This window comes from Paenibacillus sp. FSL R10-2782, from assembly GCF_038592985.1.
Taxonomy (GTDB): domain Bacteria; phylum Bacillota; class Bacilli; order Paenibacillales; family Paenibacillaceae; genus Paenibacillus; species Paenibacillus terrae_C.
Genome location: NZ_CP151951.1, coordinates 184,209 through 207,927 on the forward strand (window position 1 = coordinate 184,209; position 23,719 = coordinate 207,927).

19 protein-coding genes, 10 tRNA genes, 3 rRNA genes and 1 other RNA gene are annotated in these 23,719 nt (G+C 49.3%); all 33 read left to right on the plus strand.

Translation table 11 applies throughout. The annotated features are described in order from the left end of the window. The first annotated feature begins 38 nt into the window (after nucleotides 1-38). The 33 genes from NST83_RS00745 (at nucleotide 39) to hisH (ending at nucleotide 23,719) form a co-directional block, all read left to right on the plus strand. Nucleotides 39-1,310 (plus strand): radical SAM protein, encoded by a 1,272-nt coding sequence (locus tag NST83_RS00745; RefSeq protein ID WP_342416216.1) that lies wholly within the window; start codon nucleotides 39-41, stop codon nucleotides 1,308-1,310. 157 nt (nucleotides 1,311-1,467) lie between these two features. Then, nucleotides 1,468-1,665 carry a 50S ribosomal protein L31 gene (gene rpmE, locus NST83_RS00750; protein WP_134911660.1) on the plus strand — a complete coding sequence of 66 codons (198 nt, stop codon included), beginning with the start codon at nucleotides 1,468-1,470 and terminating at the stop codon, nucleotides 1,663-1,665. A gap of 107 nt (nucleotides 1,666-1,772) precedes the next feature. After that, nucleotides 1,773-2,039: signal recognition particle sRNA large type (gene ffs, locus NST83_RS00755), an RNA gene on the plus strand. 159 nt (nucleotides 2,040-2,198) lie between these two features. Further along, nucleotides 2,199-2,609, plus strand: coding sequence for a GNAT family N-acetyltransferase (locus NST83_RS00760; protein WP_342416217.1), 411 nt, complete (start codon nucleotides 2,199-2,201; stop codon nucleotides 2,607-2,609). Nucleotides 2,610-2,810: 201 nt separating this feature from the next. Next, nucleotides 2,811-4,553 (plus strand): DNA polymerase III subunit gamma/tau, encoded by a 1,743-nt coding sequence (gene dnaX / locus NST83_RS00765; RefSeq protein ID WP_342416218.1) that lies wholly within the window; start codon nucleotides 2,811-2,813, stop codon nucleotides 4,551-4,553. A 45-nt stretch (nucleotides 4,554-4,598) separates the two neighbouring features. Continuing rightward, nucleotides 4,599-4,910, plus strand: a complete 312-nt coding sequence (locus NST83_RS00770; protein ID WP_013308226.1) for a YbaB/EbfC family nucleoid-associated protein — start codon at nucleotides 4,599-4,601, stop codon at nucleotides 4,908-4,910. A gap of 26 nt (nucleotides 4,911-4,936) precedes the next feature. Further along, on the plus strand, nucleotides 4,937-5,536 hold the full coding sequence (gene recR / locus NST83_RS00775; RefSeq protein ID WP_025683200.1) for a recombination mediator RecR: 600 nt from the start codon (nucleotides 4,937-4,939) through the stop codon (nucleotides 5,534-5,536). A gap of 213 nt (nucleotides 5,537-5,749) precedes the next feature. Then, nucleotides 5,750-6,061 (plus strand): DUF2508 family protein, encoded by a 312-nt coding sequence (locus NST83_RS00780; RefSeq protein ID WP_342416219.1) that lies wholly within the window; start codon nucleotides 5,750-5,752, stop codon nucleotides 6,059-6,061. Next, a complete protein-coding gene (locus NST83_RS00785; protein ID WP_342416220.1) occupies nucleotides 6,058-6,333 on the plus strand; it encodes a pro-sigmaK processing inhibitor BofA family protein in 276 nt (91 codons plus the stop codon). Before NST83_RS00780 ends, NST83_RS00785 begins: the two co-directional genes overlap by 4 nt. Before the next feature lie 451 nt (nucleotides 6,334-6,784). Then, nucleotides 6,785-8,342, plus strand: a 16S ribosomal RNA gene (locus NST83_RS00790). Between the two features lie 159 nt (nucleotides 8,343-8,501). Further along, nucleotides 8,502-8,618: ribosomal RNA gene (rrf, locus tag NST83_RS00795) — 5S ribosomal RNA — on the plus strand. A gap of 38 nt (nucleotides 8,619-8,656) precedes the next feature. After that, a tRNA-Ile gene (locus NST83_RS00800) sits at nucleotides 8,657-8,733 on the plus strand. A 21-nt stretch (nucleotides 8,734-8,754) separates the two neighbouring features. Continuing rightward, nucleotides 8,755-8,830: transfer RNA gene (locus NST83_RS00805), tRNA-Ala, on the plus strand. Nucleotides 8,831-9,084: 254 nt separating this feature from the next. Next, nucleotides 9,085-12,014, plus strand: a 23S ribosomal RNA gene (locus NST83_RS00810). Together the 16S, 23S and 5S rRNA genes with 10 tRNA genes alongside form the textbook arrangement of a ribosomal RNA operon. A 134-nt stretch (nucleotides 12,015-12,148) precedes the next feature. Beyond that, nucleotides 12,149-12,240: transfer RNA gene (locus NST83_RS00815), tRNA-Ser, on the plus strand. Nucleotides 12,241-12,271: 31 nt separating this feature from the next. Continuing rightward, nucleotides 12,272-12,348, plus strand: a tRNA-Met gene (locus tag NST83_RS00820). Between the two features lie 10 nt (nucleotides 12,349-12,358). Continuing rightward, nucleotides 12,359-12,434: transfer RNA gene (locus tag NST83_RS00825), tRNA-Val, on the plus strand. Nucleotides 12,435-12,438: 4 nt separating this feature from the next. Beyond that, nucleotides 12,439-12,514, plus strand: a tRNA-Thr gene (locus tag NST83_RS00830). 16 nt (nucleotides 12,515-12,530) lie between these two features. Further along, a tRNA-Asp gene (locus tag NST83_RS00835) sits at nucleotides 12,531-12,607 on the plus strand. 77 nt (nucleotides 12,608-12,684) lie between these two features. After that, nucleotides 12,685-12,757 (plus strand) — tRNA-Phe (locus tag NST83_RS00840). A 9-nt stretch (nucleotides 12,758-12,766) separates the two neighbouring features. Continuing rightward, a tRNA-Tyr gene (locus NST83_RS00845) sits at nucleotides 12,767-12,852 on the plus strand. A 7-nt stretch (nucleotides 12,853-12,859) separates the two neighbouring features. Next, nucleotides 12,860-12,932: transfer RNA gene (locus NST83_RS00850), tRNA-Lys, on the plus strand. Between the two features lie 163 nt (nucleotides 12,933-13,095). Then, nucleotides 13,096-14,244 (plus strand): helix-turn-helix domain-containing protein, encoded by a 1,149-nt coding sequence (locus NST83_RS00855; RefSeq protein ID WP_342416221.1) that lies wholly within the window; start codon nucleotides 13,096-13,098, stop codon nucleotides 14,242-14,244. Between the two features lie 103 nt (nucleotides 14,245-14,347). Continuing rightward, nucleotides 14,348-15,472: a sn-glycerol-3-phosphate ABC transporter ATP-binding protein UgpC gene (ugpC, locus tag NST83_RS00860; protein ID WP_342416222.1), complete on the plus strand. Its 1,125-nt coding sequence runs from the start codon at nucleotides 14,348-14,350 to the stop codon at nucleotides 15,470-15,472. 294 nt (nucleotides 15,473-15,766) lie between these two features. After that, nucleotides 15,767-16,705: an HPr(Ser) kinase/phosphatase gene (gene hprK, locus NST83_RS00865; RefSeq protein WP_342416223.1), complete on the plus strand. Its 939-nt coding sequence runs from the start codon at nucleotides 15,767-15,769 to the stop codon at nucleotides 16,703-16,705. 43 nt (nucleotides 16,706-16,748) lie between these two features. Next, nucleotides 16,749-17,807, plus strand: a complete 1,059-nt coding sequence (gene lgt, locus NST83_RS00870) for a prolipoprotein diacylglyceryl transferase (protein ID WP_137061189.1) — start codon at nucleotides 16,749-16,751, stop codon at nucleotides 17,805-17,807. Next, nucleotides 17,804-18,457 carry a pyrophosphatase PpaX gene (gene ppaX / locus NST83_RS00875; protein WP_342416224.1) on the plus strand — a complete coding sequence of 218 codons (654 nt, stop codon included), beginning with the start codon at nucleotides 17,804-17,806 and terminating at the stop codon, nucleotides 18,455-18,457. Before lgt ends, ppaX begins: the two co-directional genes overlap by 4 nt. After that, nucleotides 18,454-18,948 (plus strand): DapH/DapD/GlmU-related protein, encoded by a 495-nt coding sequence (locus NST83_RS00880; RefSeq protein WP_342416225.1) that lies wholly within the window; start codon nucleotides 18,454-18,456, stop codon nucleotides 18,946-18,948. Before ppaX ends, NST83_RS00880 begins: the two co-directional genes overlap by 4 nt. A gap of 323 nt (nucleotides 18,949-19,271) precedes the next feature. Continuing rightward, nucleotides 19,272-20,477 (plus strand): ATP phosphoribosyltransferase regulatory subunit, encoded by a 1,206-nt coding sequence (locus NST83_RS00885; protein WP_137061192.1) that lies wholly within the window; start codon nucleotides 19,272-19,274, stop codon nucleotides 20,475-20,477. Continuing rightward, nucleotides 20,474-21,124: an ATP phosphoribosyltransferase gene (hisG, locus tag NST83_RS00890; RefSeq protein ID WP_342416226.1), complete on the plus strand. Its 651-nt coding sequence runs from the start codon at nucleotides 20,474-20,476 to the stop codon at nucleotides 21,122-21,124. The genes NST83_RS00885 and hisG overlap by 4 nt, the downstream gene beginning before the upstream one ends. Before the next feature lie 56 nt (nucleotides 21,125-21,180). Continuing rightward, a complete protein-coding gene (hisD, locus tag NST83_RS00895; RefSeq protein WP_342416227.1) occupies nucleotides 21,181-22,494 on the plus strand; it encodes a histidinol dehydrogenase in 1,314 nt (437 codons plus the stop codon). Then, on the plus strand, nucleotides 22,478-23,086 hold the full coding sequence (gene hisB / locus NST83_RS00900) for an imidazoleglycerol-phosphate dehydratase HisB (RefSeq protein WP_342416228.1): 609 nt from the start codon (nucleotides 22,478-22,480) through the stop codon (nucleotides 23,084-23,086). The genes hisD and hisB overlap by 17 nt, the downstream gene beginning before the upstream one ends. 3 nt (nucleotides 23,087-23,089) lie before the next feature. Further along, nucleotides 23,090-23,719: an imidazole glycerol phosphate synthase subunit HisH gene (hisH, locus tag NST83_RS00905; RefSeq protein ID WP_137061195.1), complete on the plus strand. Its 630-nt coding sequence runs from the start codon at nucleotides 23,090-23,092 to the stop codon at nucleotides 23,717-23,719.

The window sequence follows — 23,719 nt, forward strand, 5'->3', positions numbered from 1 at the left end:
TTCAGGCGTGCGCTTGGCGGAACGAAAGGAGCTTCACAATGTATTTGGTATATGCCGACGAAAAAGGCAATGTATATGATCATGCTTCTTTGTATGGGCTTGCCCGCAGTGCGGACATGATTGTTGAAATCATGGAAGATGAGCTCATTCCGCTACCTGAAGGAGCTACGCTGGTAAGTCTGCCCAACACACGCCCGGTCGGTATGAACCCTGAATCCGGGGAAATGGTTTCCTTGCCAGGCGATATGCAGGCAGTGGGGGCTTTGTTACCTCAAGGCTTTACACGCTTGTGCCTGCCAGGGTATGTGAAGACCGATAAGGAGTATAAGCTCCCCTTGTTCGGTTATTCGGCCGTGGTCTGGAAAGATGGAGCTTTCTATGTAACGGCCGAGCGGAGTGATAATCCGTCCAAATGGAATCCGGAAAACTGTGACCGCCACGAGGTAAAGCAGGGCGTGCAGCGGATGACGGAGCAGTACCCGGAAAATCGGCTGTACCAACATTTGTCCAACTGTGCCTTAGGCTATGAGTGTCTTACCTCCTCGAACACGTTCCTAAATCGCTGGGAGGGTGGAGTTCCGGTATCTTACTCTTGTAATGCCGGATGCTTTGGCTGCATCTCGGAACAGCCGGATAACAGCGGTTTTGTATCCCCTCAGACGAGAATGAACTTCCGCCCTCGTGTCGAGGAGATTGTGGAAGTCATGCTGGAGCATTTGAAAACACCGGAGTCCATTATTAGCTTTGGCCAAGGGTGTGAAGGGGAGCCTTCTACTCAAGCCAAGTTGATTATAGATTCGATCAAAGAGGTCCGTTCCGTTACAGATATGGGATACATCAATATTAATACGAATGCAGGCTTGAACGATCATATCCGGGGTATTGTAGATGCCGGGCTTGATCTGATGCGGGTCAGCACGATTAGCGCGCTGGACGACCATTACAATGCGTATTACAAACCGCGTGGTTACACGTTAGCCAATGTGGAAAAATCACTTCGTTATGCTTCCGAGCAGGGAGTATATACGTCGATTAACTATTTGATTTTTCCGGGCGTGACAGACCGCGAGGAAGAAATCGAAGCGATGATTGAGTTTGCCAAACGCACAAAGCTCAAGCTTATTCAGATGCGCAACCTGAATATTGATCCAGAAAGCTATCTGGAGCTGATTCCACCTGCCCAAGGAGAGATTCTTGGCATGAAGCAAATGCTTGAGATTTACCGGGAGGAACTGCCCGATGTCGTTATCGGGTCTTACACCCATGTACCGCCTCAAGGGCTGGCGCGTCCCAAATTTGCCAAGGCCTAAAACGGTCAATAGCGGGTTGAACTGCACCTGTTTTACGCCATTTTTGGATACAAAAAAGAGTTGTTGAAACGCTCATATCCAGGTGCTATAATGTGAACATGTGTTCATACAACTCTGGGCTGACAGGACGTTCAGGGCGGAAAGAGGTGAAAGTTCAATGCAACAAGCTATTCAACCGAAATTTAACGTAACTAATGTCACTTGTGCTTGCGGAAATACGTTCGAAACCGGTTCAGTGAAAGGTTCTCTGCGCGTGGAGATTTGCTCCGCTTGCCACCCATTCTTCACAGGGAAGCAGAAATTCCTTGATGCTGGCGGCCGTGTGGATCGTTTCAAGAAGAAGTACGGTATCTAATTGATTACCGCAGGTTATAAAGTTATTAGAGCCTTCTGCTATTGCAGAGGGCTCTTTTTGTTGTGGATGTTTGCTTTTTGTGCGGCCTTGAGATATACTTATTTTCACCGTGCTAGATGGGGAGGTAGCGGTGCCCTGTAACTCGCAATCCGCTATAGCGAGGTTGAATTCCTGTTAGAGGTGTTGTTGATGTGAGGCTGGTCCCTGCGCACAATGTTGACGGTTGGGTCCTCCGCAATGAGTACTTGTGAACCTGGTCAGGTCCGGAAGGAAGCAGCCATAAGCGAGAACACTCTTGTGCCGGAGGGTGGCCTAGCCCGAGTTGTTGTTCAGGATTGCCGCTCGGATCACAACGATCAATAACAGGTGCACGGTATATATTAGAAATTAGAACATCTTGGCAGTCACTGCGAAGATGTTTTTTTGTGCTTTGGCTATGTTTAATTGCATTCATGTTTTTCCCCCTAAACTAACTGGCAGGGAGATTTACAAATGATGGATTAGTTGTTAATGTGACATAAAGGGGGGTAAAGATGAGAATTGTTTTTGCAACTGATTCCGACTATGGATACATACGAGACCGTGACCATCATATTTCAGAGAGTTTAATACAGGTGAAAATAAAGGGAAAAGAAATATATATATTGCGAAACCAAGATGAAAGTAATATTGGATGGATGAGGTATGGATACTTTTGGGACAACACACCTTTCCTGAACATGATTTGGGTCGATGAACAATATCGAGACAAGGGTGTGGGGAAGCAGGTTGTCCTCTTTTGGGAAGATCAAATGAAACAAAAGGGCTTCAAATTGGTTATGACATCTACTCTGGCAAATGAAAAGGCTCAGCACTTCTATAGAAAATTAGGATATCGGGACGCAGGGTGTTTATTACTCGAAAATGAGCCGTTAGAAATAATTTTGACTAAAACATTACTTTAATTCGTTTTTTATCTACTTAAAAAATGAATTTAACCGCTTTTCATAAGGCGGTTTTCTTTTGCTCGAATATCAACAATAAACAAAAACATAGCCTTGTGTTTATTATTTGAAAGGTGTCCGGTTTAGATTCGGACGGGAGTATAGTATAATGAAGTGTAGATTAATGTTCATGAAAGTGAATGGGAAAGAGGGTAACGCGCATTGGAACATATAGCGTTGTACCGTGCTTGGCGGCCACAGTCGTTCAAGGATATGGTAGGGCAACAGCATATTATCCAGACATTGCAGAATGCCATCCGCGAAAATCGTACGTCCCATGCCTACCTGTTCAGCGGTCCGCGAGGAACGGGTAAGACGAGTGCGGCCAAAATTTTGGCCAAGGCAATTAACTGTGAGCATGGACCGGCGCCGGAGCCTTGCAACGAATGCGAAGCCTGTAAACGGATCACGGCCGGAGCTGTCATGGATGTACAGGAGATTGACGCAGCCTCCAATCGGGGCGTTGAAGAGATTCGTGATTTGCGCGATAAAGTCAAATATGCGCCGACTGAAGTGCGGCACAAGGTTTATATCATCGATGAAGTGCACATGCTGACGACGGAAGCGTTCAATGCGTTGCTTAAGACGCTGGAAGAACCGCCGCCACATGTGATGTTCATATTGGCTACGACAGAACCGCACCGGATTCCGGCGACGATCATTTCGCGTTGTCAGCGTTTTGACTTTCGGCGGGTATCGCTGGAAGAGCAGACGGAGCGGCTTGACCTCATATGTCGACAGGAGAACATAGAGGCTGATTCGGACGCATTGCAGTACATTGCGCGTCTGTCAGATGGCGGAATGCGGGATGCACTTAGCGTTCTGGATCAGATATCTTCGTTTACAGACGGTCGGGTTACTTATCAGCAGGTGCTAGATATGACAGGAGGTATTGCGTCTGAACAATTCGGCAAGCTTGCCTTGGCATTGCTGAAAGAAGATGTTGGCACAGTACTGCAAATGATTGAGAACTTTATGCAAGAAGGTAAAAGCGCAGATAAATGCATGGAAAATCTGCTGTACTATTTCAGGGATTTGCTTATGATTAAGATGGTGCCGCAGGCGACTAACATGACAGAACGCGTGCTGGAGCCGGAGCAGTTCAAGGAAGTGGCAGAAGCTTTTACCAAGGAGCAGCTCTTTAGCATGATCGATACGCTTAATCGCTATCAGAGTGAGATGAAGTATGCCGTTCAACCGCAAACCTTGTTTGAGGTAGCTCTATTGAAGCTGTGCAGCATTCCTGGAGCCGCTGCTCAGCCAACCTTGCAGCATTCCGGAGCTGCTGCGAATCAGGAAGATGTAGCCGTTTTGAAGCGTCAGCTTGCCGAACTGGAGAAGAAGCTGGAACGCGCTTTACAAGGCGGATTGGCTACCGGGACAGGGCAGGATGCATCGTCTGGGAGTCGCCAGGCCTCTGGGGGGCGTGCTCCCGCTCCGCGGATTTCTGCTCCAGTCAAGCTTCCTTCGCAGCTAGATCGCTATATCGCCGAGAAGTCGGGAGAGGCATTTGCGGCTGCGGGGCGTAAGTGGAGCCAAATTTTGCAGGGAGTCAAAGAAGCGAAAGTCACAGTTCATGCATGGTTTATGGACGGCGAGCCGGTGTCTGTATTAGAGGATAGTGTACTCGTGGCGTTTAAGAACAACATTCACCGTGAAACTACTGAAAAGCCTGCCAACAAGCAGGTCATTGAGAAGGTTCTGCATGAACAGTTAGGCCATCCCTATCGTCTGGTGACAATGATGCAAAAGGATTGGAATGCTGCGATTGAAGGAGTTCCCGACCAGCCTGCCGAAGAATTCCAACTGGAGCAGGAGCATGACGCGCCGGGAAAGTCCAAGGAACCCTGGATTGATGAAGCTATTGAACTTTTCGGGGAAGATCTGGTAGTTATAAAGGATTAAAATCAAAGTGTCTGGATGTATACTTCATTAAGGGAGATGATTGAAATGAACAATATGAACCAAATGATGAAGCAAGTGAAAAAGATGCAGGAGCAAATGCTGAAAGCCCAAGAGGAGCTTGGCGGAAAAGTAATTGAAGGTACTTCCGGCGGCGGTGTTGTTACTGTAGAGGTAAACGGACATAAAAAAGTGCTTTCCATCACCATCAAACCGGAGGCTGTAGATCCTGATGATGTGGAAATGCTGCAAGATCTTGTGTTGACTGCGGTCAATGATGCTTTGTCCAAAGCAGATGAACTGGCTAATGATGATATGGGTAAATTTACAGGCGGTATGAAAATTCCAGGCTTGTTCTAGACTGTGCATAAAGGAGAAACACACTATTGTATTATCCGGAGCCGATTGCAAAGCTGATTGATGCATTTACGCGCCTGCCGGGAGTGGGGCCGAAGACGGCTGCCCGGTTGGCTTTTCACGTACTGAAAATGAAGGAAGACGATGTGATTGATTTTGCCAAAGCACTGGTCAATGTGAAACGGAATCTTCACTTCTGTTCCGTCTGCGGCAATATTACGGACACGGACCCTTGTCGGATCTGTCAGGATAAGACGAGGGATGCTTCCGTCATTTGTGTTGTTCAGGATTCCAAGGATTTGGTAGCTATGGAGCGCACCAAGGAGTTTAACGGCTTTTATCATGTGCTTCATGGAGCAATCTCTCCTATGGAGGGAATTGGTCCTGAGGATATCAAGCTCAAGGAATTATTGAACAGGCTTAGTGATGAACGCATCAAAGAGCTGATTTTGGCTACGAATCCGAACATTGAAGGAGAAGCGACGGCCATGTACATTTCCAGGCTGGTGCGTCCTTTTGAAATCAAAGTTACTCGTATTGCCCACGGATTGCCAGTAGGCGGGGATTTGGAGTATGCCGATGAGGTAACACTGTCCAAAGCGCTGGAAGGCCGCAGAGAGCTGAACTAATAAGTACATGTATATGTTATAGATATTTTTAGTGTCGATAAATCGTATGGATTGTCTCGACACAATGGGGAGCCGTTATGGCTCCTTTTTATTTTGTGATGATAGGGCCGGTATGGGCAGTTCTTGTTCTAAGTTTGTCCTCTGTTAAATAAGTATGAATAAGGTAGTCTTACAGACTGTGCACATAATTCAGCTTGTGAGGAGGATGAATGGATGTGGGAACGGGTGAAGCAAAATTTTCGTCGACAAGAGCACGGCAAATCGGAAGCAGAGTATCGTCAGGAGTTGTTTGCCCAGATTCGGGCTTCGCACGCGGATTGGTTAAGAGCGCATCGGTTATTTCATGAAGCTACAGGCGAGGACGAGATCGACTATGCCATTTTTGTTCTGGAAGCTGCGGAGCGTAAATATCAGATACATTTAAAATGTGCCAAACAGCAAGGGCTGCATCGCTTCCACCTGCCCGCAGATGAACCGGGGTATGACAATGACGCAAACCGTGTTCATAAACGGAGAGCTGAATGAGAGATGCTGTCTGGCTTGTTCTGATTGCTTGTATTGTGGTGCTGTCATATCTAATCCTCAAAAAACGTCTGGGTATTGGCTGGCTTACTGTGTTTGGGGCACATATGGCTCTGGCGGCAATTGCCCTGTATGCCATTAATTATTCGGGGTGGATCACGCAAGTGTATATCCCCATTAATCCAGTGACGATGGGAGCCGTAACGGTTTTGGGAATGCCCGGAATTGCGCTTTTACTGGGATTGAAAATGATATTGTTCGGACAGGTTATGTGAGTATTTATAGAGTTTAATCAAGGAACAAGGAATGTCTTTTAGGCAAGGATAAAGTAAAAAATGCTTTTGTTATAAAAATATAGTTGACGGGGATTTCAGTTATATGATACATTAATTCTCGGCCCTTAAAGCCCGGGAATTTTTTTGTGAGAACAACGCTGAATGAAATCGAAAAATAATTTTAAAAAAGTGTTGACTTAAATCCCGAATGTATGTTATATTAATCAAGTCGCCGCTGAGATGCGGTGGTGAAAAAAGCAAGAGAATATGAAGGTTTGATCTTTGAAAACTGAACAACGAGTGAGTACGGATTTTGCTTGCAAAATCCAACGCTGAGATTTTGGTACATGCCGTCAGGCTGTATAAAATGGAAGCGAACAATGAGATATTTTATCTCGTCAGTTTCAAAATGAGCGAATCGCTCTTTCTATAAACCAGCTTCGGTTGGTCTTTAATGGAGAGTTTGATCCTGGCTCAGGACGAACGCTGGCGGCGTGCCTAATACATGCAAGTCGAGCGGGGTTATTTTAGAAGCTTGCTTTTAAAATAACCTAGCGGCGGACGGGTGAGTAACACGTAGGCAACCTGCCCCTCAGACTGGGATAACTACCGGAAACGGTAGCTAATACCGGATACATCCTTTCCCTGCATGGGGAGAGGAGGAAAGACGGAGCAATCTGTCACTGATGGATGGGCCTGCGGCGCATTAGCTAGTTGGTGGGGTAAAGGCCTACCAAGGCGACGATGCGTAGCCGACCTGAGAGGGTGATCGGCCACACTGGGACTGAGACACGGCCCAGACTCCTACGGGAGGCAGCAGTAGGGAATCTTCCGCAATGGGCGAAAGCCTGACGGAGCAACGCCGCGTGAGTGATGAAGGTTTTCGGATCGTAAAGCTCTGTTGCCAGGGAAGAACGTCTTGTAGAGTAACTGCTACAAGAGTGACGGTACCTGAGAAGAAAGCCCCGGCTAACTACGTGCCAGCAGCCGCGGTAATACGTAGGGGGCAAGCGTTGTCCGGAATTATTGGGCGTAAAGCGCGCGCAGGCGGCTCTTTAAGTCTGGTGTTTAATCCCGAGGCTCAACTTCGGGTCGCACTGGAAACTGGGGAGCTTGAGTGCAGAAGAGGAGAGTGGAATTCCACGTGTAGCGGTGAAATGCGTAGATATGTGGAGGAACACCAGTGGCGAAGGCGACTCTCTGGGCTGTAACTGACGCTGAGGCGCGAAAGCGTGGGGAGCAAACAGGATTAGATACCCTGGTAGTCCACGCCGTAAACGATGAATGCTAGGTGTTAGGGGTTTCGATACCCTTGGTGCCGAAGTTAACACATTAAGCATTCCGCCTGGGGAGTACGGTCGCAAGACTGAAACTCAAAGGAATTGACGGGGACCCGCACAAGCAGTGGAGTATGTGGTTTAATTCGAAGCAACGCGAAGAACCTTACCAGGTCTTGACATCCCCCTGACCGGTCTAGAGATAGGCCTTTCCTTCGGGACAGGGGAGACAGGTGGTGCATGGTTGTCGTCAGCTCGTGTCGTGAGATGTTGGGTTAAGTCCCGCAACGAGCGCAACCCTTATGCTTAGTTGCCAGCAGGTCAAGCTGGGCACTCTAAGCAGACTGCCGGTGACAAACCGGAGGAAGGTGGGGATGACGTCAAATCATCATGCCCCTTATGACCTGGGCTACACACGTACTACAATGGCCGGTACAACGGGAAGCGAAAGAGCGATCTGGAGCGAATCCTAGAAAAGCCGGTCTCAGTTCGGATTGCAGGCTGCAACTCGCCTGCATGAAGTCGGAATTGCTAGTAATCGCGGATCAGCATGCCGCGGTGAATACGTTCCCGGGTCTTGTACACACCGCCCGTCACACCACGAGAGTTTACAACACCCGAAGTCGGTGGGGTAACCCGCAAGGGAGCCAGCCGCCGAAGGTGGGGTAGATGATTGGGGTGAAGTCGTAACAAGGTAGCCGTATCGGAAGGTGCGGCTGGATCACCTCCTTTCTATGGAGAATCGTTTCCTGCAACGGAAACATTCAAATCAGCAGGTACAACGTACCTGTGAACGGATATTCAATTCGGTTCATCACATCTGTGTGAATGAAGTGAATATCCAAAGCGACTCACTCGTTGCTCAGTTTTGAGAGCTCAAACTCTCAAACGTTTGGTGGCGATAGCGGAGGGGTTCCACACGTACCCATCCCGAACACGACCGTTAAGCCCTCCAGCGCCGATGGTACTTGGACCGCAGGGTCCTGGGAGAGTAGGACGTCGCCAAGCGCAACCACTAAAGAAGAACTTCTTTGGTGGTTTATTATGGGCCCTTAGCTCAGCTGGTTAGAGCGCACCCCTGATAAGGGTGAGGTCGGTGGTTCGAGTCCACTAGGGCCCACCATATAATTTTATATCACCTTTTGGGGCCATAGCTCAGCTGGGAGAGCGCCTGCCTTGCAAGCAGGAGGTCAGCGGTTCGATCCCGCTTGGCTCCACCAATTACAAATTCATTAAAAACTGCATGGTGATCGTGAACTCTTCGGAGTTTGGCTGATAATCACACAGGTTACAGTTTCAATGAAACTGTATTGCACCTTGAAAACTGGATACCGAAACGAAATTGCGTTTTAGAATATTCCTTTACGCTGATCTTGTGTAAACAAGTGAAATAAAGGTAGCTGCCTTGAATTTCATTCACACATTCGTGTGGAACCGAAATTCAAAGCAAATCGCATTTACGAAGTAAATGCTAGGTTAAGCTACAAAGAGCACACGGAGGATGCCTAGGCGCCAGGAGCCGACGAAGGACGTGGCGAACAACGATAAAGCCTCGGGGAGCTGTAAGCAAGCTTTGATCCGGGGATGTCCGAATGGGGAAACCCGGCTGTCTTCATCGACAGTCACTTTCTGCTGAATACATAGGCAGAACAGAGGCATACCAGGGGAACTGAAACATCTAAGTACCCTGAGGAAGAGAAAACAATAGTGATTCCGTCAGTAGCGGCGAGCGAACGCGGATTAGCCCAAACCAAGGAGCTTGCTCCTTGGGGTTGTGGGACGTCTCACATGGAGTTACAAAGGAACCGGTTAGATGAAGAGGTCTGGAAAGGCCCGCCAGAGAAGGTAAAAGCCCTGTAGTTCAAAACCTGTTCCCTCCGAGACGGATCCCGAGTAGTGCGGGGCACGTGAAACCCCGTATGAATCCGGCAGGACCATCTGCCAAGGCTAAATACTCCCTGGCGACCGATAGTGAAGCAGTACCGTGAGGGAAAGGTGAAAAGCACCCCGGAAGGGGAGTGAAATAGATCCTGAAACCGTGTGCTTACAAGAAGTCAGAGCCCGATCTATGGGTGATGGCGTGCCTTTTGTAGAATGAACCGGCGAGTTACGTTCCCGTGCAAGGTTAAGGTGAAAAACTGTAGCCGTAGCGAAAGCGAGTCTGAATAGGGCGACTTGAGTACGTGGACGTAGACCCGAAACCGGGTGATCTACCCCTGTCCAGGGTGAAGGTGCGGTAACACGCACTGGAGGCCCGAACCCACGCATGTTGAAAAATGCGGGGATGAGGTGGGGGTAGCGGAGAAATTCCAATCGAACCCGGAGATAGCTGGTTCTCCCCGAAATAGCTTTAGGGCTAGCCTCGGAATAAGAGTCGTGGAGGTAGAGCACTGATTGGGTGCGGGGCCCGCAAGGGTTACCAAGCTCAGTCAAACTCCGAATGCCATAGACTTGGTTCCGGGAGTCAGACAGTGAGTGCTAAGATCCATTGTCGAAAGGGAAACAGCCCAGACCATCAGCTAAGGTCCCCAAGTGTGTGTTAAGTGGGAAAGGATGTGGAGTTGCACAGACAACCAGGATGTTGGCTTAGAAGCAGCCACCATTGAAAGAGTGCGTAATAGCTCACTGGTCGAGTGACTCTGCGCCGAAAATGTAACGGGGCTAAACACGCCACCGAAGCTATGGCTTGATACTTAGGTATCAGGGGTAGGGGAGCGTTGAATGCGGGTTGAAGGTGTACCGTAAGGAGCGCTGGACTGCATTCAAGTGAGAATGCCGGTATGAGTAACGAAAAGATCTGTGAGAATCAGATCCGCCGAAAGCCTAAGGGTTCCTGAGGAAGGTTCGTCCGCTCAGGGTAAGTCGGGACCTAAGGCGAGGCCGAAAGGCGTAGTCGAAGGACAACAGGTCGAAATTCCTGTACCACCGTAATCCGTTATGAGCGATGGGGTGACGCAGTAGGGTAGTGACGCGGACTGATGGATGTCCGTCTAAGCAGTGAGGCTGGTGTGTAGGCAAATCCGCACATCGTAAGGCTGGGCTGTGATGGGGAGCGAAAATTACAGTAGCGAAGGTCATGATCTCAGACTGCCAAGAAAAGCCTCTAGCCAGGAGAAGGTGCCCGTACCGCAAACCGACACAGGTAGGCGAGAAGAGAATTCTAAGGCGCGCGGAAGAACTCTCGTTAAGGAACTCGGCAAAATGACCCCGTAACTTCGGGAGAAGGGGTGCCTCGGTAGGGTGAATAGCCCGAGGGGGCCGCAGTGAAAAGGCCCAAGCGACTGTTTAGCAAAAACACAGGTCTGTGCGAAGCCGCAAGGCGAAGTATACGGGCTGACGCCTGCCCGGTGCTGGAAGGTTAAGGGGAGTGGTAAGTCCTTTTAGGGCGAAGCTATGAACCGAAGCCCCAGTAAACGGCGGCCGTAACTATAACGGTCCTAAGGTAGCGAAATTCCTTGTCAGGTAAATTCTGACCCGCACGAATGGCGTAACGACTTGGGCGCTGTCTCAACGAGAGATCCGGTGAAATTTTAATACCTGTGAAGATGCAGGTTACCCGCGACAAGACGGAAAGACCCCATGGAGCTTTACTGCAGCTTGATATTGAATTTGGGTACGATCTGTACAGGATAGGTGGGAGCCTGAGAGACTTGAGCGCCAGCTTGAGAGGAGGCATCCTTGGGATACCACCCTGATCGTATCTAGGTTCTAACTTGGTACCGTGATCCGGTACGAGGACAGTGTCAGGTGGGCAGTTTGACTGGGGCGGTCGCCTCCTAAAGAGTAACGGAGGCGCCCCAAGGTTCCCTCAGAATGGTTGGAAATCATTCGAAGAGTGCAAAGGCAGAAGGGAGCTTGACTGCGAGACCTACAAGTCGAGCAGGGACGAAAGTCGGGCTTAGTGATCCGGTGGTACCGCATGGAAGGGCCATCGCTCAACGGATAAAAGCTACCCTGGGGATAACAGGCTTATCTCCCCCAAGAGTCCACATCGACGGGGAGGTTTGGCACCTCGATGTCGGCTCATCGCATCCTGGGGCTGAAGTAGGTCCCAAGGGTTGGGCTGTTCGCCCATTAAAGCGGTACGCGAGCTGGGTTCAGAACGTCGTGAGACAGTTCGGTCCCTATCTGTCGTGGGCGTAGGAAATTTGAGAGGAGCTGTCCTTAGTACGAGAGGACCGGGATGGACGTACCGCTGGTGTACCAGTTGTTCCGCCAGGAGCACCGCTGGGTAGCTATGTACGGAAGGGATAAGCGCTGAAAGCATCTAAGCGTGAAGCCCCCCTCAAGATGAGATTTCCCAATTAGTAAGACCCCTTGAAGACGACGAGGTAGATAGGTTGGGGGTGGAAGTGCAGTAATGCATGGAGCTGACCAATACTAATCGGTCGAGGGCTTATCCTAAAGTATAGAACGCGATGGAGTTTCGGATCCAGTTTTCAGGGTGTAATACCTTGAAATCACGCTTGGTATTCTAATTCACTATGGTGATATGTAGAATAACGCGTTGAATTTTTGCTAAGTGAGTCCATTTACATGGAGAGATACCCAAGTGGCTATAAGGGGACCCTCTGCTAAGGGGTTAGACTGCGAAAGTGGTGCGAGGGTTCGAATCCCTCTCTCTCCGCCATTTAGGACAAGCTAGCGAAGTATTATGTTATGGCGGTGTAGCTCAGCTGGCTAGAGCGTACGGTTCATACCCGTGAGGTCGGGGGTTCGATCCCCTCCGCCGCTACCATACATACCCAGGAGGCTTAGCTCAGCTGGGAGAGCATCTGCCTTACAAGCAGAGGGTCGGGGGTTCGATCCCCTCAGCCTCCACCATTGTGCCGGTGTAGCTCAACTGGTAGAGCAACTGACTTGTAATCAGTAGGTTGGGGGTTCAAGTCCTCTCGCCGGCACCATTTTTGAAAAGTCCAGGGAACTGTGGTGTAGAGGCCTAACATGCCTGCCTGTCACGCAGGAGATCGCGGGTTCGAATCCCGTCAGTTCCGCCATTTTTCAATATGATAGTTTCACGTACTAAAGTGGGAAGGGGTATCCCTCCGCACTTTATTTTTTTGTTAATGGATATGGCTCGGTAGCTCAGTCGGTAGAGCAGAGGACTGAAAATCCTCGTGTCGGCGGTTCGATTCCGTCCCGAGCCACCTTTATATGGAGGATTAGCGAAGCGGCCAAACGCATCAGACTGTAAATCTGCTCCCTTACGGGTTCGGTGGTTCGAATCCATCATCCTCCACCAGTTTTATGAGCCATTAGCTCAGTTGGTAGAGCACCTGACTTTTAATCAGGGTGTCGAAGGTTCGAGTCCTTCATGGCTCATCGAAAGCCATCAACTATAAGTTGATGGCTTTTTTGTTTGCATTTTTGCATGGATTTAGGTTATGTTTCTTACTAACTTTTTTATTTTAAGGTATCGACAGGTTATAATAGGTTCATTATGTTCGCTTAGAGGTTAGTCTAAAAAAAGTGAAGTGGTGATCGTGTGGCTTTGGATACGGAATGGATACAGCAACAGCTTCAGAATATTATTCAAGCACCTTTTACTATACTGCCTTGGTGTCCGGAAATGATTGCAGAAGGTCAGTCAGCAGAATCGGCTGTACCGGATAAGTCATTTGTACGTGATAGCAAAATATATTTCCCGTTCCGTGTGATAGCAGGAGAATTGGTTGCCTTTGCGGTAGAGGCGAAGCATTTGACGGATCGGGAACGGAAGTTGATTGAAGCGTTACTCTGGAACATGGAGCAATTCTGGCAGGATGGGACGAGGACGCAACGGCCCGATAGCCCGGTTTATGCTGAGGAAGAGCGAATGAAGCGTTTTGGACAATGGCTCATACAGCAAGCTGGAAACCTACAGAATGAAGAAGAGCTTCCTGATGAGTTCGGGCTTCGGGATTCGTTGTCGCCGTATATGGTCCCCATTGTACTGACTGGTGAAGGAACACAGGGGAGTGCTATTGCCTACACACAGTTACATCGATTGTTAGCTAGTTATTTTGGCGGGAATGTGCTGCTTACTCCATTGGATGAACAGTCTTGGCTGATTATGGCTAAAAGGGAACTACTGTTGGGAACGGAAGACGACCGGGATAAAGATGTCGAAACCAGGGATACGGATTACACGGAATCGCTGGAGGAGGTTCTTACGGCTTTCAGCCTGGGTTTATACGAGCTTATCGCAAATGAGTGGGTAGGTGTATTTCATTTGGCGGTATCCAAGCCGTCTATACTATTGCAAAGTCTTCCCCAAGAACTGAACTTGTTGTGGGAGACGATCCATCTTGGCAAAATTTTTCATGTAACTGAGCATATTCACTTTTCATGGGAGTTGCATTTGGAGAGGTTATTAAACCGTATTCCAAAGGAGCAACGCGTGCAATTTTTGGAGCAGGTTATGCGGTCGTCCGTCATATTGGAGGATGCTGAAACGATGGCTACATTGGATATCTTTTTTCAACTGGATTGTAATGTGAGTGAGACGGCTAAGCGCCTTTACGTGCACCGGAATACGTTGATTTACCGTTTGGACAAAATTAAACAGGAGACAGGTTTGGATGTGCGGACGTTTAATGATGCGGTTTTGGTCAAGCTTTTTCTACTATTGTACAAAGTGACAAAAAGGAAATAGCATTTTTGTGCAGTTTGCGAATAGCCACGAAGTGGGTACTAGGGTAAGATACAAGTAAGAAATGTATTCGATTTCAAAACTTGATCTTGGGGAGGCAAAAGCTATGGCTGGTGTACGCTTAGAGCATATTTTCAAAAAATACCCGGGTGCAGATAAAGCTACGGTTATTGATGTCAATTTGGACATTCAAGATAAAGAATTCCTCGTATTGGTCGGTCCTTCCGGTTGTGGTAAATCCACTACACTCCGTATGATCGCTGGTCTGGAAGAAATCTCGGACGGAAAATTGTACATTGGAGATCGTGTTGTGAACGACGTAGCTCCAAAGGATCGCGATATTGCGATGGTTTTCCAATCCTATGCCTTGTATCCGCATATGAACGTATACCAAAACATGGCTTTTGGTCTGAAACTTCGCAAGGTGAAGAAAGAAGAAATTGATAAGCGTGTACGTGAGGCGGCTAAAATCCTTGATATTGAGCATCTCCTGGATCGCAAGCCGAAAGCGCTATCAGGTGGTCAACGTCAGCGTGTTGCCTTGGGACGTGCGATTGTACGTGACCCGCAAGTGTTCTTGATGGATGAGCCATTGTCCAATCTGGATGCCAAGCTGCGTGGTCAGATGCGTGCGGAAATCACGAAGCTGGCTAAACGTCTGGAAACGACCGTTATCTACGTAACGCATGACCAGGTCGAAGCGATGACGATGGGTGACCGGATTGTTGTTATGAAGGATGGCATTATTCAACAAGCTGCATCCCCGGATGAGCTGTACAACCGTCCAGTAAATCTGTTCGTAGCTGGTTTTATTGGCTCTCCTACGATGAACTTCATCACAGGTAAGCTGGCGGAGAAGGACGGCGCACTGTATTTCAATGCACCAGGTCTGGATCTGTTCGTGCCTGAAGGTAAGGGACAGATTTTGAAAGCCAAGGGTTATATCGGTAAAGAAGTTATCTTGGGTATCCGTCCTGAGGATATTCATGAAGAACCAGTATTTTTGGAGGCTTCCCCAAATTCGATCTTTACGTCTACTGTGGATGTAACCGAAAATCTCGGTCATGAAATGCTATTGTACCTGAGTGGCGCTGGAAATGATACGATTATTGCCCGTGTAGACGGACGTTCCAATACTCGTGATGGTGTTAAAGCGAAGTTGGCTGTTGATATGAACAAGGTTCATATTTTTGATAAGGAATCGGAATTGAGCATTCTGGTTGGCGAATAAGTTCAATCGATAGAAGAGAGTCGCAGTTTCCCAGCCGGGGAAAGGCGGCTCTTTTTGTATATCCCATACAGCTTCCAGCTTCGGCATTGCATTCATTGGAAAATTCCGATACGATGGGTACATTGGTATGGGTCTGGGTTCAGCATGAACACAGGTAGCCCGAAATCATGTTGAAAAGGTGAGCTTGGGCTGGCACAGGATGAGCTGGCAGTGAGCTATATGGTTGATAGGGTGACGCTACATAAATAAGATTACGTATAGAATCCGGTCATGCAGGATGAAGGGGAGAATACGATGGCTAAAAAGGTAAAGGTATCTGAGCTTGTACAGCAATTTCAAATGGAGGTTATTTCTGGTGAGAAAGGTCTGCGCAGGCTGATCACGGTGGATGATTTGAATCGTCCGGGGTTGGAGATGGCTGGGTATTTTGAATACCACACACAGGAGCGGGTGCAGCTTTTGGGAAGGTCTGAGCTGGCGTTTCTCGGTATGCTTCCTCCTGAGGAAAGAAAGGATCGGATGCAGCGTCTATGTACGGAGCTGACTCCATGTATCATCATCACACGTGGTCTGGAAGTACCTGTAGAACTGGTGGAAGCAAGTGCTGAACGAGATATTCCTGTATTGCGAACTAATATGGCCACGACGATTTTATCAAGCCGGATTACGGGCTTTCTTGAAAGAAAGCTGGCTCCTACTGCCACGATTCATGGTGTGTTGTGTGATGTGTATGGTGTAGGTATGCTCATTACAGGCAGTAGCGGCATTGGTAAAAGTGAAACAGCACTGGAACTGGTTAAACGGGGTCATCGGCTGGTAGCAGATGATGCAGTGGAAATTCGGCAAACGTCCGATTTTCAGTTGCATGGTACGGCGCCGGAACTGATTCGTCATTTGCTGGAAATTCGCGGCGTAGGCATCATTAATGTGATGACGCTGTTTGGTGCGGGTGCAGTGCGTAACAATAAGCGGATTACGCTGGTTGTCCGTCTGGAGGCATGGCAGCAGGACAAGCAGTATGACCGTCTTGGTTTGGATGAAGAAACAACACGTATTATTGACACGGATGTTCCGCTCGTTACGATTCCAGTTCGTCCGGGCCGAAATTTGGCCGTTATTATTGAGGTGGCGGCAATGAACTACCGTTTGAAGCAAATGGGCGTGAATGCAGCTCTGCAATTTACGAACAAGCTGACTGCTACAATTTCTGAAGATATGGAAGATATGGATTAAGGTTCAGTCGTTTGCAAGGAAGAACAAGGAGTGAGAGAAACATATGTCAACGGCAACATTACTGCTGAATCCGATTGCTTTTTCAATCGGGGCCATTAAGGTTCATTGGTACGGGCTTATTTTGGGGCTGGCGGCGCTTGTAGGTTTATATCTCGCCATTCGTGAAGGTAAAAGATTTGGCATACCACAGGAATTTTTTATGGATATGCTGCTGCTGGGTGTTCCTTCGGCTATTATTGGAGCGCGTATTTATTATGTAGCCTTCAAATGGGAAGACTATCGAGATAATCTATGGGATGTTTTCAAAATCTGGAATGGCGGTATTGCGATATACGGCGCATTGATCGGCGCGATTATATGCGCAGTCATCTATTTCCGCTATAAGGGTTATAATTTCTGGCGGATTGCGGATATCTGTGCGCCGGGTCTGCTGATCGGTCAAGCGATTGGCCGCTGGGGTAACTTTGTCAACCAGGAAGCCTATGGTGGACCGACGGAAGAAGGCTTTTTGCGGAATCAACTGCATCTGCCGGATTTCATTGTGAATCAGATGAACGTTAACGGGGTGTTTCACCATCCTACATTCCTGTATGAATCCCTGTGGAGTATTGTAGGTGTGATTCTGCTGCTCGTCATTCGACGTATGGAATTTGTACGTGCAGGTGAAATGTTTGCGTTTTACTTCATTTGGTACTCGATTGGCCGTTTTTTCATTGAGCGTGTACGGACGGATAGTTTGGCTTTTCAGGGACCAGACTGGCTGGCTTCTTTTGTGAATGCTTTGTGGTCTCCTATGGTATGGCTGGGGTTTGAACCAGGGCATCTGGACCCGAGTTACGGTAATGTACGGATCTCGCAACTGCTCCCTATTTTCATTGTTGTAGCTGCTGTGATTTTCATTGTGGTTCGTCGTCGTAAGGGTGCATCTGTTCCGAAATATAGCGATCCGATTGTCTCCAGTAAGGTAGGAGTCGATCAGGTGCCTGACGTGACGCCGGAACAGGCTTCTCGCCCGGGTCAAGATACGATTACGCCGACAACGGCTGCGCCGGATAAGCTACACAAGGAAGACATGGACGAGGACAAGAAGGAGCATCTATGATAAACACGATTTTATTCGACCTGGACGGAACGATTATGGATACGAATGAGCTGATTATCAGCACATTTCTACACATTTTGAATCACCCGGACGCTGACCCGCTGACGCGGGAGCATATTATCCCTCATATGGGTGGAACGCTGGATGACCAGCTTCGTACCTTTTCGGGATTAAAGGATGTGTCTGAGCTGGTTAAAGGCTATCGTGCCTATAACTTGCTCCATCACGACCAAATGGTGAAGCCTTTTCCGCATGTCATCGAGGTTATTCAGGAGCTGCGTGCGCGTGGAATTAAGCTGGGGGTTGTGACGACTAAAATACGTCCCTCTACGATTCGTGTGTTGGATCTGTTCAATCTGACCTCCTCTATGGACTATATTGTGACGGTGGACGACGTAGAGCATCCGAAACCACACGCAGAGCCTGTGCTTAAGGCGCTGGCTGGCTTGAACGCCAAGGCGGAGCATACGTTGATGGTTGGAGACAGCTCTTTTGATATTCTATCGGCTCAAGCCGCAGGCGTGAAATCGGCGGGTGTAGCCTGGTCGCTGAAGGGTGAAGAAACTCTACGGGGATATGGACCGGATTACATTTTGCATGATATGCGGGATTTACTGAAGCTGGAGCTTCAAGGTGTGAATGTATCGTGAGGAAGGTTGACTGTCATCCCGTTGAAGGTCCCAATGCGCTATGGCAAATTTACCGGACAGTAAGCCGCTGGAAAGGAATTAAAAACTTTATTTTTATACAGATCGCCCGGTATTGCCCCGTGCTTTCCTGGAAAAATGCCATTTACCGCAGAGTGCTTGGGATGAAGGTAGGGCAGCATACGGCCTTCGGTCTGATGGTGATGGTGGATGTTTTTTTTCCGGAGCATATTACGATAGGGAACAATTCGGTGATTGGATATAACACGACCATTCTGGCGCATGAATATCTCATACAGGAGTATCGTATTGGTAAAGTAATGATCGGGAATAATGTATTAATTGGCGCCAATACGACCATTCTGCCCGGTGTTACTATAGGTGATGGAGCTGTAGTAGCCGCCGGGGCAGTTGTTCATAAGGATGTGCCGGCAGGGGCATTCGTGGGCGGTAATCCGTTGCGTGAGTTAAGACGGTCGGGTGCGGATGAGTAGTTAATAGCATATCAATAAGGGTCCCTTAAGGATTAAGGGGCCTTTTTGTGTTGTTTTTTGTATAATTTAATCGCAAGAAAAACTTCCGCTAAGCACGGCCTTGCTTCTGTGAAAGTACGTCGATAGATGTTTTTCTTATAGGATTTATGAATTTTGCAATGGATAAAATAAAGAGGGGGAGATTGTTTCGCAATGCTGCTCCAAAATGGGCTGATCCGTTCGGTTGACGTTCACAGGCAAGGCATGATAATATATCGAATATACTTTAGTTTATTAGCACTTTACCATGATAAAGATATTGCGAAATCATGAGGTGAATAGAGATGTCCAAGCCAAAAGGATTTGAAATCCCCGTAGGGGTTCGGGATTACCTTCCGCGTGCGGTGTCGAAGCTGCGGACGATTGAATTGAATGTACTCGAATGTATGGAGCGTTGGGGCTATCGTCAGATTATGACGCCTACGATGGAGTATTACGATACGGTGGGTGTGGCTAGTTCTACTTCGGATCGGAAGCTGTTCAAGCTGCTCAATAACCGGGGGACCACGCTGGTTCTGAGATCTGATATGACCGCGCCGATTGCGCGTGTGGTATCGTCGCTCTTGAAGGAAGAAGAAGTACCGCTTAGGCTCTCCTATCACGCGAATGTATTTCGGGCGATTGAGGAAGAGGCGGGAAGAGAAGCAGAGTTTTTCCAGACAGGTGTGGAGCTAGTGGGCGATGACTCTCCTGAGGCTGACGCAGAGGTCGTGGCATTGGCGATTGCATCGTTGCAGGCGGCAGGGGTGTCCTCTTTTAAAATTGCCATGGGGCATGTCGGATTCCTGAATGGTCTGTTCGAGGAAATCATTCCGGGTCGCCAGGCTGAACAGCAAGCGTTAAAGGAACTGTTATTGAACCGTGATGTGGTGGGCTACCGGACAGCGATTGAGGCTTTGGGTTTGCCTACCGAACATCGGGATAAGCTGGAGGCCATTCTTAGGCTTCGCGGGGGCAAAGAAATTTGCGAGCAGGCTACTCGCCTTAGTGTAGAGCAACAGACGATCCAGTCTATTGCACATCTATGTGAGGTATGGGAAGTGCTGGAGAGCTACGGTGTGTCTGAGCATGTGCTAATTGACCTTACTATGATCGGGGATTTTTCATATTATACAGGAATGACTTTTGAGGGCTATGCGGCGGAAATCGGATTTCCCGTATGTAATGGAGGGCGCTATGACAATCTGCTACAGCAGTTTGGTCGTTCCGTGCCTGCGACGGGATTTGCATTGAAGACGAACCGGATTGTCGATGGCGTAGACGGTATTCAGATCGAGGCGAAACGCCCGGTGCTTATTCGTTATGACGAGCAGGGACGCAGAGAGGCATTATCCGCCGCTGCACAACTTCGAGGAGCAGGACGGACAGTCGTTACAGGACTGACGGGTGGCCCAGAGGATCGCCGCCGCGAGCAACAGGATTTGTACGCAGAGGTTTACAGCTACACAGCCGAAGAAAGACAACCAGTACAAGGGAGGGAATTGCCATGACGGAGACGTTGAAGGTAGCCATGCCAAAGGGACGGATCTATAAGCAGGCTTCCGAGCTGTTTCGTCGAGCGGGGGTTCCTATTCCAGTAGATGTAGATGATACGCGCAAGCTGGTTATTCCGCTGCCTGAACTGGGAATGGAGTTTATTATGGCGAAGCCGGTCGACGTTCCCACGTATGTGGAGTACGGAGCTGCGGATATCGGCATTGTAGGCAAGGATGTTTTGCTGGAAGAGAACAAGGATGTGTATGAGCTGCTTGATCTGGGGATTGCCCGTTGCCGAATGTCGGTCATTGCTTTGCCGGATTGGCAGCCGGGTATTCGTCAGCGGGTGGCTACGAAGTATCCGAATGTGGCTTCCCAGTATTTTCGGGAGCAAGGCCAGCAGGTGGAGGTTATCAAGCTGAACGGTTCCATCGAGCTGGCACCGTTAATCGGTCTTGCAGACCGGATTGTCGATATGGTGGAAACAGGGCAGACCTTGAGAGAGAACGGATTGGTCGAGCAGATCAGCATTTTGAATATTACGAGTCGGCTGATTGCCAATCGGGTCAGCTACCGGATGAAAAATGGTCCGATTCAGGCATTGTGTGACCGATTGCATCAAGTGATTCCGACTACGGTGGCACCTAGGACTAAGGAATAGGCCAATGGTTAGGAGAATAGAACATTCTGCAAGCTGCAAGTAAGGGGGAAGGGACAATGAAGATCGTATCAGCCCGTGATTTCAATCTCCAGCGCGAGGTGGATTACGGTACGCCTGAGCAAAATGAAGCCGTTCGTGCGATTATCCGTTCGGTACGGCAGGAGGGAGATGCGGCTGTACTGCGGTATACGGAATCGTTCGATGGTGTATCGCTGACGGCGGAGCAGCTCCGTGTGACGGAGGAAGAATTGAAGGCGGCATATGACAAGGTGGAGCCTTCTTTTTTGCAGGCGATTCGGGAGGCGGCGGACAATATCCGTGCTTTTCATACGAAGCAAAAACGTAATTCGTGGATGGATTTACAGCCGGACGGCAGCTTGCTGGGCCAGATTATCCGACCTTTGAAGCGCGTAGGTGTGTATGTTCCCGGCGGTAAAGCGGCTTATCCATCCTCGGTGCTGATGAATGTGATCCCGGCTCAGGTGGCTGGTGTACCGGAGATTGTCATGGTGACACCCCCGGCAACAGGCGGCAAGGCGGGAATTGATCCATATACACTGGTAGCTGCGGCAGAGGCGGGTGTGACAGAAATGTACCGGGTTGGCGGAGCGCAGGCGATTGCGTCTCTCGCTTACGGGACAGGTAGTATTGAACCGGTCGATAAAATTTGCGGTCCCGGCAACATTTATGTAGCGCTGGCGAAGCGTGAGGTGTACGGTGCGGTGGATATCGACAGTATTGCAGGACCGAGTGAAATTGTCGTGCTGGCTGACGATACAGCGAATGCCTCTTATGTAGCGGCTGACCTGCTCTCGCAGGCAGAACACGACGAAATGGCCTCGGCCATTCTGGTTACGCCCTCGCAACGCTTGGCAGCAGAAGTATCAGCCGAGGTACAGCGCCAATTGGCGGAGCTGCCGCGCAGAGAGATTGCTGCTGCATCCGTTGATGCCTATGGAGCGATTATTGTCGTGGATACGTTGCATGAGGGGATCCAGATTGTGAACAAACTTGCCCCGGAGCATTTGGAAATCATGACGGAGAATCCAATGGGGCATGTCGGTCTGATCGAAAATGCGGGAGCGATTTTCCTGGGAGCGTACAGCTCGGAGCCGGTAGGCGATTATTTTGCCGGTCCTAACCACATTATTCCGACCAATGGAACTGCGCGGTTCTCATCTCCGGTCGATATTGATGATTTTATCAAGAAGTCGAGTATGATCTATTACAGCAAGGAAGCGCTGCTGCGCAATGGAGAGACGATTATGCAGCTTGCCCGGCATGAAGGGCTGGAAGGCCACGCACGGGCGATACAGGTTCGATTGGACAATGAGAAGAAGGCGGTGGATGGCGATGGGGAACGAAAATAACGGAGCAGGGCGTGCAGGCAGCGTCAGCCGAAAGACGAACGAAACGGATATTCAGCTATCTTTTGCGGTAGACGGTACAGGACAAGCGGAAATTGAGACAGATGTTCCTTTTCTGAACCATATGCTGGATTTGTTCACCAAGCATGGACAATTTGACCTGAACGTACAGGCCAGAGGGGATGTTGATATCGACGACCACCATACCGTAGAGGACATTGGTATCTGTCTGGGGCAAACCTTGCTGGAATCGTTAGGCGATAAAAAAGGAATCAAGCGGTATGCCAGCGTCTTTGTACCGATGGATGAGGCGCTCGCGCAGGTCGTCATTGATCTAAGTAACCGACCGCATTTTGAGTACCGTGCGGAGTATCCGTCACAGCAGGTAGGAAGCTTTTCGACGGAGCTGGTGCATGAGTTTCTGTGGAAATTCGCGCTGGAGGCTCGTATGACGCTGCACGTCATTGTTCACTATGGGCAAAATACCCACCATATGATCGAGGCGGTGTTCAAGGCACTGGGACGTGCGCTGGATGAAGCGACATCCATTGACCCGCGGGTAACGGGAGTGCCTTCGACGAAGGGAGTGCTGTAGTCCATGTCCATTGCTATTGTGGATTACGGCAGAGGCAATCTGCATAGTGTGAGCAAGGCGGTTGAGCGCCTTGGCTATGAGGCTGTAGTGACAGGAGATGCGAAGGTGATTCGTTCCGCCAGCGGTGTGATTTTGCCGGGTGTAGGAGCGTTCGGAGACGCTATGGAGCATTTGCGTTCCAGCGGCCTGGATCGAGTCATTCAGGAGGTTGCGAGCGCCGGACAGCCGCTGCTTGGCGTTTGCCTGGGGATGCAGCTGCTGTTCACTCGTGGCGAAGAATATGGCAGCCATGAGGGGCTGGATATTTTGCCGGGAGAGGTCGTGCGCTTTGCTCCTGATCTGGGTGTGAAGGTACCGCATATGGGCTGGAATCGTCTGCACATGACGCAGCCGGAACATCCATTGTTGCAAGGCTTGGAGGAAGGGCATGTGTATTTTGTGCATTCTTATCATGCCAAGCCGGAGGTAGAAAGTGATTTGCTGGCGGTGACCGATTACGGTGGGCCGGTAACAGCTATCGTAGGCAGAGGCCATGTATACGGTATGCAGTTCCATCCGGAGAAGAGCGGGGAAATGGGAATGCGACTGCTTCGCCAGTTTTTGCAACTGGCTGAGGCGGAAAAGCGAGCGTAA

Coding starts and splice junctions, on each gene's coding strand:
- lgt (WP_137061189.1), top strand. CDS start 16,749: ATGTCAACGGCAACATTACTGCTGAATCCGATTGCTTTTTCAATCGGG.
- hisB (WP_342416228.1), top strand. CDS start 22,478: ATGGGGAACGAAAATAACGGAGCAGGGCGTGCAGGCAGCGTCAGCCGA.
- hisH (WP_137061195.1), top strand. CDS start 23,090: ATGTCCATTGCTATTGTGGATTACGGCAGAGGCAATCTGCATAGTGTG.
- hisD (WP_342416227.1), top strand. CDS start 21,181: ATGAAGATCGTATCAGCCCGTGATTTCAATCTCCAGCGCGAGGTGGAT.
- rpmE (WP_134911660.1), top strand. CDS start 1,468: ATGCAACAAGCTATTCAACCGAAATTTAACGTAACTAATGTCACTTGT.
- NST83_RS00745 (WP_342416216.1), top strand. CDS start 39: ATGTATTTGGTATATGCCGACGAAAAAGGCAATGTATATGATCATGCT.
- ppaX (WP_342416224.1), top strand. CDS start 17,804: ATGATAAACACGATTTTATTCGACCTGGACGGAACGATTATGGATACG.
- NST83_RS00760 (WP_342416217.1), top strand. CDS start 2,199: ATGAGAATTGTTTTTGCAACTGATTCCGACTATGGATACATACGAGAC.
- ugpC (WP_342416222.1), top strand. CDS start 14,348: ATGGCTGGTGTACGCTTAGAGCATATTTTCAAAAAATACCCGGGTGCA.
- hisG (WP_342416226.1), top strand. CDS start 20,474: ATGACGGAGACGTTGAAGGTAGCCATGCCAAAGGGACGGATCTATAAG.
- NST83_RS00780 (WP_342416219.1), top strand. CDS start 5,750: ATGTGGGAACGGGTGAAGCAAAATTTTCGTCGACAAGAGCACGGCAAA.
- NST83_RS00885 (WP_137061192.1), top strand. CDS start 19,272: ATGTCCAAGCCAAAAGGATTTGAAATCCCCGTAGGGGTTCGGGATTAC.
- NST83_RS00785 (WP_342416220.1), top strand. CDS start 6,058: ATGAGAGATGCTGTCTGGCTTGTTCTGATTGCTTGTATTGTGGTGCTG.
- NST83_RS00770 (WP_013308226.1), top strand. CDS start 4,599: ATGAACAATATGAACCAAATGATGAAGCAAGTGAAAAAGATGCAGGAG.
- hprK (WP_342416223.1), top strand. CDS start 15,767: ATGGCTAAAAAGGTAAAGGTATCTGAGCTTGTACAGCAATTTCAAATG.